We start from the raw sequence: 7,019 nt of genomic DNA, 5'->3' as shown, positions 1-7,019 counted from the left end.
CGCCGTTGCGGCCGCGACGCTGACGGTGCGGCTGACCGCCGCCCTCCTGCTTGACGCCTTCGCGATGCGGGTTACGCCCGCCGCCACGGCCTCGGCCGCCGCGACCTTCGCCGTCCGAACGGCCTTCACGCTCAGGCAGGGTCGCCTTCTTGGCCACGCCCGCTGACATGATAGAGGCGTCCAGCTGAGACAGGGCCTTGTCGTTGCGGCGGTCGATCGCGGGGATCTTCTGGCGCGTGACCTTCTCGATGTCCTTCAGCAGCTTCATCTCGTCGCCGGCGACGAAGCTGATGGCGGTGCCGTCCTTGCCCGCGCGGGCCGTACGGCCGATGCGGTGGACATAGGCTTCCGGCACATAGGGCAGCTCGAAGTTCACCACGTGGGTGACCTTATCCACGTCGATGCCGCGCGCGGCGATGTCGGTGGCGACCAGGACGCGCAGCTTGCCGTTCTTGAAGGCCTCAAGCGCGCGCTCGCGCTGGGGCTGGCTCTTGTTGCCGTGGATGGCCCCAGCCTCGACGCCGCCGGCTTCCAGATAGGCCGCGACCTTGTCGGCGCCATGCTTGGTCTTGGTGAAGACCAGGCAGCGGGTATAGGCGGGATCAGAGAACAGCTCGGTCAGCAGGGCGCGCTTCTTGCCCTGCTCGACCCAGATCACCGACTGCTTGATGCGCTCGACCGTGGTGGCCTGCGGCGTGACCTGGACCTTGACCGGGTCCTTCAGCAGCTCGCCGGCCAGCTTGCCGATCTCCGACGGCATGGTGGCCGAGAAGAACAGGTTCTGGCGCTTGGCCGGGATGCGGCTGACGATCTGGCGGATCGGCTTGATGAAGCCCAGGTCCAGCATCTGGTCGGCTTCGTCCAGGACGAAGATCTCGGTCGAGGACAGGTCCAGCGTCTTCTGCTGCAGGTGGTCCAGCAGACGGCCGGGGGCGGCGACCAGAACGTCCAGGCCCTGTTGCAGGGCGCGTTCCTGCGGGCCGTACTTCACGCCGCCGAAGATGACCGCGACACGGAAGCCCAGGTGGGCGCCGTATTGCTTGAAGCTGTCGGCGATCTGGGTCGCCAGCTCGCGCGTCGGGCTCAGGATCAGGGCGCGCGTGGTGCGCGGCTTGGGCGCCACGCGGTTCTCGGCCAGGCGATGCAGGATCGGCAGGGCGAAGGCCGCCGTCTTGCCGGTGCCGGTCTGGGCGATGCCCAACAGATCCTTGCCCTTCATGACGTCGGGGATGGACTTGGCCTGGATCGGCGTCGGCTTTTCATAGCCGGTCGACGCCAGGGCGGTCAGGAGAGCCTTGTTCAGGCCCATGGATTCAAAAGTAAGAGTGTCGCTCACGTCAGTCTTTCACGAACGGCGGCGCGCGCGGCTGGACGAACCAGACCTTCACAAAGGGCGCACGTCGCCTGCCCGAAGCTCGGGCGGGGAACGGGCGCCGCCCCGCGTGTATGGACGACGTATGAAATCGAATGATCCGGCCGCTCGACAGACAGGCCCTCCGGGGAGGGAAGCCCAAACACGCGCTGGAACGCGCCGGTCACCGCATTGTGCGATGCAGCGCAGATGGGCCTCAATAGCGGCCAAGTCAAGGCGCCCGGCTGGAATGGACGCGCGAAAGCCTAGAGCAGGCTCACGGCCATATTCACCGCCAGGGCCAGGATCACCGTGTTGAAGACAAAGGCGATCAGGCTGTGCACGGTGGCGATCCGGCGCAGTTTACGGCTGCTGATCTGGATGTCGGCCGTCTGGCTGGCCACGCCGATGATCAGGGAGAAATGCAGGAAGTCGCCGTAGTCCGCCTCTTCTTCGCCCGGAAAGATCAGCCCGCGCCGATCGCCGCCGCCGTGGGCGGGCGCATAGAATTCGTGAGCGTAGTGCAGGGCGAACAGGACGTGGGTGAACAGCCAGGAGGCGGCGATGGTGCCGATGGAGAACAGCGCCTCGCCCAGGCTCGGCTTGCCGCCGTCCGCCGTCTCCATGACGATCACGAAGACGCTGGCCGCCGCCGCCAGCAGACTGAGCGGCAGGACGGCGCCGCCCGCCTGATCCAGGTCCGCCGCCCGCTTGCGAATGGCTGAAGCCGTGCGATGGCGATACAGGCGGATGAAGGTGAGCATCAGGAAGACGCTGACGCTGGCGTCCCAGGCGGCGGCGATCCGCATCGGCCAATCCCAGGCGGCGGGCGTCAGCCCCACCGCGACCGCCAGGACGGCGAGCCCCAGCCACAGGGCGAAATGCAGACGGAAGATGCGCGCGATCCGCTTCATGGCCGCATGATTACGCCGTTCCGCGCCGACGACCAGCGCCCTTGCCCGCCCTGACCGTTAGCTCTTCCAGCGCAGCACCGTCTCCTTGATCGGATTGACGAAGGCGCGGCCCTCGGCGCGGCTCTTCAGCCATTCGCGCTTCAGCTGCTGATACCATTTCGCCTGCTTGTCGGCGTCGTCGATCCAGATCAGGGCCGGGTCGTATTTCAGTCCTTCGTTCTGCAGGTTCACCATGCCGCCGTCCTGCTTCAGGAAGGCGACGACGCCCATCCGCAGGAAGGGCTTGGCGATGCCGAACACCCAGTGGTCGGACCAGAAGATCTGGGTGATGCGCGTCTTGGTCTCGTTCACCGGCGTCAGGCAGGTCAGGGCCAGCACTTGTTTTTCGCCCACCTGGATATGTTCCCAGCGATAACCCGGCAGGCGGAAGGTGATCTCGGTCGCGGGCGCCCCGCCCAGCACCTTGTAGAGGCGGCTGTTCGACGACGGCGCATGACGCACCATAGCCCAGCCGAAGTCGACCGGGGCGAAGGTCTTGGCCTTCTCGTGCATCGAATGCTCGGATCGCCACCACCACTGCTGGTGGACGTAAGGGCCGTGCGCCGGGTCCATCAGGCCGACGACGGCGTGGTCGATATGGCTGTCGAAATCCATCCACTCGACCAGACGCGGCTGGCCGACGGCGCCGGGGAACTGCGGCGGTTCCTGATCCGGTTCGGACGGGTTGCGGGCGTCGGACGCCATCCAGACGAAGACCATGCCCTGGCTCTCGCGCACCGGATAGGCGCGGACCTTGATGCGGTTGGCTTCGAACGCCTGATCCTCGACCAGCGACGGGATGGCCGCGCACACCCCGTCAGGCCGGAAGCGCCAGCCGTGATAGGGGCACTCGATCGTCTCGCCCTCGCCCGGCTTCTCGATCAGTCGCCCGGCCGACAGCGGCGCCGCGCGGTGGGGGCAGATGTCGCGCATCCCATAGACCTCGCCCGCGCGCGTTCGCCCGATCAGGACCGGCTCGCCCATGATCTCATAGCGTTTCAGGCTGGCGACCGGCACGTCGCGCGCCAGGGCGACGAAGTACCAAGCGTCGGTGACGAAGCCCTTGCCGAAGGCGGTCGGCGGGGCCTTGGCTTCGGGAACGACAGAGTCAGGGGACTGGACGGGATCAGTGGCGGCTGGCTTCATCCCGCTTCTCTATCAAGAGACGTCGCCCGTGTCGTCGGGCTCGATGACAAGGTGAAAAAGAACTTTACATTACAAAGTTGATCCTTTAGTCCGAAGGTCATCAACGGGGAGCCACGCCATGAACCATCACATCGCCACCGCCGCCGCCCTTCTGGTTCTGACATCGTCCCTGGCCGCCGCCCCTGCCGCGCTCGCCCAGGACGGCCACGTCAACCACGCGGCCCACGGCGCTGGGCACGCCGCCTTCACGTCCGACCGCCTCAGCGTCGTGGTGGACGGCCCCGAGGGCGCGCCCGACCTGATCCTGATCCCCGGTCTGTCGTCCTCGCCGGATATCTGGCAGGGCACGGTCGACCACCTGGCCGAGCGCTATCGCGTCCACCGCATCCACGTCGCCGGTTTCGCGGGCGCCGCGCCGCAAGCCAACGCCCAGGGCGACGCGCCCCAGCCGGTCGCCGCCCCCGTGGCCGAAGAGATCGCCCGCTACATCCGCGAACAGCATCTGAACAAGCCCGCCGTCGTCGGCCACTCCATGGGCGGGACCATGGGCATGATGCTGGCTGCCCGTCACCCCGATCTGGTCGGCAAGCTGATGGTCGTGGACATGATCCCCTTCATGGGCGCCATGTTCGGCGCTCCGGGCGCGACGGTCGAAAGCGTGACCCCCGTCGCCGATCAGATCTGGAACGCTCAGTCCGCCAGCCCGCGCGACGCCTACGTCGCCCAGGCGACCACCGCCATCAACGGCATGATCAGGACCGAGGGCCGCCGCGAAGAGGCCCTTCAGGACATGCGCGACAGCGACCAGAAGGTCTCGGCCGCCGCCTTCCGCGAACTGGTCACCACCGACCTGCGCCCCGAACTGGCCGGGATCACCGCCCCGACTGAGGTGCTCTACGTCAAATTCAACGACGCCCGCATGACCGACGCGATCACCGACGCCGTCTATCAGATGTCGTTCGCGACCCTGCCTGGCGCCAAACTAAAGCGCATCGACGACAGCGCCCACTTCATCATGTTCGACCAGCCCACGGCCTTCTACGGCGAACTGGACGCCTTCCTGGCCAAATGAGCCACCCGGCCGCGGATCGGATCGTCGGCCTGTATCAGGACAAGGCGGCGGACTGGATTCGCGACCGGGGCGCGGTCTTGCGCCGACACGAAGGCGACTGGGACGAGGCCGCCTGGCTGGATCGCTTCACCGAGGGCTGGCCGCCCGGCGCCCGCGTGCTGGACGTCGGCTGCGGCTCGGGTTGGCCCATGGGCGCCGCCCTGCTGGAGCGCGGCTTCCAGGTCGTCGGCCTCGACGCCTCGCCCGACCTGATCGCCCATGCGCGCGAGACCCTGCCCAGCGGCGACTGGCGCATCGGCGACATGCGCGACGGCCTGCCGGACGGCGCCTTTCAGGGCATGCTGGCCTGGCACAGCCTGTTCCACCTGACGCCGGAAGCGCAGACGGCGGTCCTGCCCGCCCTGGCCGCCCGTGTGACGCCCAGCGGACGGCTGATGTTCACCGCCGGTCCCGCCCACGGCGAGGCGATCGGCGAATGGCGCGGCGAGGCGCTCTATCACGGCAGCCTGGACCCCGACGCCTATCGCGCCCTGCTGACCGGGGCCGATCTGACGGTGGAGAACGCTGGCGATCAAGGCGTCTGGCTGGCCCGGCGCGCCATTCTTTCGGCGAAATAGACGCTCACGCTGGCGTGATCGGAAACGGGGGCGTTTTCGTCGGCGACGCGAACGGCTAGGGTTCGCGCCGCTGGCATAGAGGGATGTTCATGGCGCGCAAAGACCGCGGACCCGACGGGAACGATCAGGGCGGAGGAAAACCGCGCCGGACCTTCATGGGCCGCCTCTTCTACTGGGGCGCGGTGCTGGCCGTCTGGGGCCTGATCTTCGCCGTCGTCTTCTTCGCCGTTTTCGCGCGCGACCTGCCGGACACCTCCAGCCTTTATGAGGTCGATCGCCAGCCGTCGATCACCTACCTGGACCGCTCCGGCGCCCTGATCGCGGTGCGCGGCACCCAGATGGCGCCCCCGGTCGATCTGGACGCCCTGCCCGACTACGTCCCGGCCGCCTTCGTGGCCATCGAGGACCGCCGCTTCTACCATCACCCCGGCTTCGACCCGATCGGCATGAGCCGCGCCATGGCCTCGAACCTGAAGGCCGGGCGCGTGGTCCAGGGCGGCTCGACCATCACCCAGCAGTTGGCCAAGAACCTGTTCCTGACGCCCGATCAGAACATCAAGCGCAAGGTTCAGGAGCTGATGCTGGCCGTGTGGCTGGAGATGAAATTCTCCAAGAAGGAGATCCTCGCCCTCTATCTGAACCGCGTCTATTTCGGCGCCGGCGCCTATGGCATCGAATCCGCCTCGCAGCGCTATTTCGACAAGAGCGCCGACAAGCTGACGGTCGGCGAGGCCGCTCTGCTGGCCGGCCTGCTGAAGGCGCCCTCGCGCTATTCGCCCGTGTCCGAGAGCGAGCGCGCCGCCACCCGCGCCAACGTCGTGCTGAACGAAATGGTCGAGGTCGGCGCCATCACCCCAGCCCAGCGCGAAGCCGCCGTGGCCGAGCCGGTGCGGGTGTCCAAGACCCTGGCCAGCCAGCACGCCCAATACTTCATCGACTGGCTAGATAAGCAGATCCGCGGCCTGGTCGGCGAGCCGACCGAGGATCTGGTCGTCGAGACCACCCTGGACCTGACCTTGCAGACCGACGCCGAGCGCGCCGTGCGCCGCATCCTGGACCGCGACAAGGGCAAGGGCGTCGAACAGGCGGCCCTGGTCGCCCTGGACGGCGACGGCCGGGTGCGCGCCATGATCGGCGGCGCCTCCTACGGCGACAGCCAGTTCAACCGCGCCGTCGATGCGCGTCGCCAGTCCGGCTCGGCCTGGAAACCCTTCGTCTATCTGGCGGCGGTCGAGGCGGGCTATACGCCCGAAACCCCGGTGGTCGACCAGCCCGTGACCATCGGCGGCTGGTCGCCGCGCAACTATTCCGGCCGCTTCTCCGGCCAGATGACCCTGGCCCAGGCCGTGGCCCAGTCGACCAACACCGTCGCCGCCTATGTCGCCGATCAGGTCGGCCGCGACAGCGTGGCCCGCGCCGCCAAGCGCCTGGGGATCTCAAGCGAGATCGGCCTGCAGCCGTCCATGGCCCTGGGCGCCGTCGAAGTCAGCCCGCTGGAGATGGCCCAGGCCTATGACGCCTTCGCCAACGGCGGCCGCCGTGTCGACGCCTATGGCATCAGCCGCATCCGCACCCCGTCCGGCCGGGTCATCTACACCCACGGCCCGTCCGAAGGCGGCCAGGCCATCAACAATCCGCCGCTCTACTACATGAACCAGATGCTGCGCGGGGTGATCACCTCGGGCAGCGGCCGCTCGGCCGCCATCGGCGGGCGCGACATCGCCGGCAAGACGGGCACCACCTCGGACTACAAGGACGCCTGGTTCGTCGGCTACACGGGCGGCTTCGTCGCCGCCGTCTGGGTCGGCAAGGACGACAACAAGCCGATGGCCCGGGTCACTGGCGGCGCGGCCCCCGCCGCCATCTGGCGCGGCTTTATG

General features: G+C 68.0%; 6 protein-coding genes. 3 read left to right on the top strand and 3 right to left on the bottom strand.

The annotated features are described in order from the left end of the window. The 3 genes from RT567_RS11825 to RT567_RS11815 all read right to left on the bottom strand — a co-directional run. On the bottom strand, nt 1–1,309 hold a 1,309-nt coding region (locus RT567_RS11825), incomplete at its 3' end, for a DEAD/DEAH box helicase (RefSeq protein ID WP_313576541.1). Nucleotides 1,310–1,617: 308 nt separating this feature from the next. Further along, a complete protein-coding gene (locus tag RT567_RS11820) occupies nt 1,618–2,265 on the bottom strand; it encodes a DUF1345 domain-containing protein (protein ID WP_313576540.1) in 648 nt (215 codons plus the stop codon). Between the two features lie 57 nt (nt 2,266–2,322). Beyond that, complete coding sequence (locus tag RT567_RS11815; protein WP_313576539.1) at nt 2,323–3,450, bottom strand: aromatic ring-hydroxylating dioxygenase subunit alpha; 1,128 nt, start codon at nt 3,448–3,450, stop codon at nt 2,323–2,325. Between the two features lie 118 nt (nt 3,451–3,568). Between RT567_RS11815 and RT567_RS11810 the strand changes: the two genes are divergently transcribed. The 3 genes from RT567_RS11810 to RT567_RS11800 form a co-directional block, all read left to right on the top strand. Beyond that, on the top strand, nt 3,569–4,522 hold the full coding sequence (locus tag RT567_RS11810; protein WP_313576538.1) for an alpha/beta hydrolase: 954 nt from the start codon (nt 3,569–3,571) through the stop codon (nt 4,520–4,522). Beyond that, nucleotides 4,519–5,139, top strand: a complete 621-nt coding sequence (locus tag RT567_RS11805) for a class I SAM-dependent methyltransferase (protein ID WP_313576537.1) — start codon at nt 4,519–4,521, stop codon at nt 5,137–5,139. The genes RT567_RS11810 and RT567_RS11805 overlap by 4 nt, the downstream gene beginning before the upstream one ends. Before the next feature lie 83 nt (nt 5,140–5,222). After that, nucleotides 5,223–7,019 (top strand): PBP1A family penicillin-binding protein (locus RT567_RS11800; RefSeq protein WP_313576536.1); only part of this gene is annotated, 1,797 nt, incomplete at its 3' end.

Source organism: Brevundimonas sp., assembly GCF_032107865.1.
GTDB lineage: Bacteria > Pseudomonadota > Alphaproteobacteria > Caulobacterales > Caulobacteraceae > Brevundimonas.
This window is presented reverse-complemented; position numbering and strand designations above follow the sequence as displayed.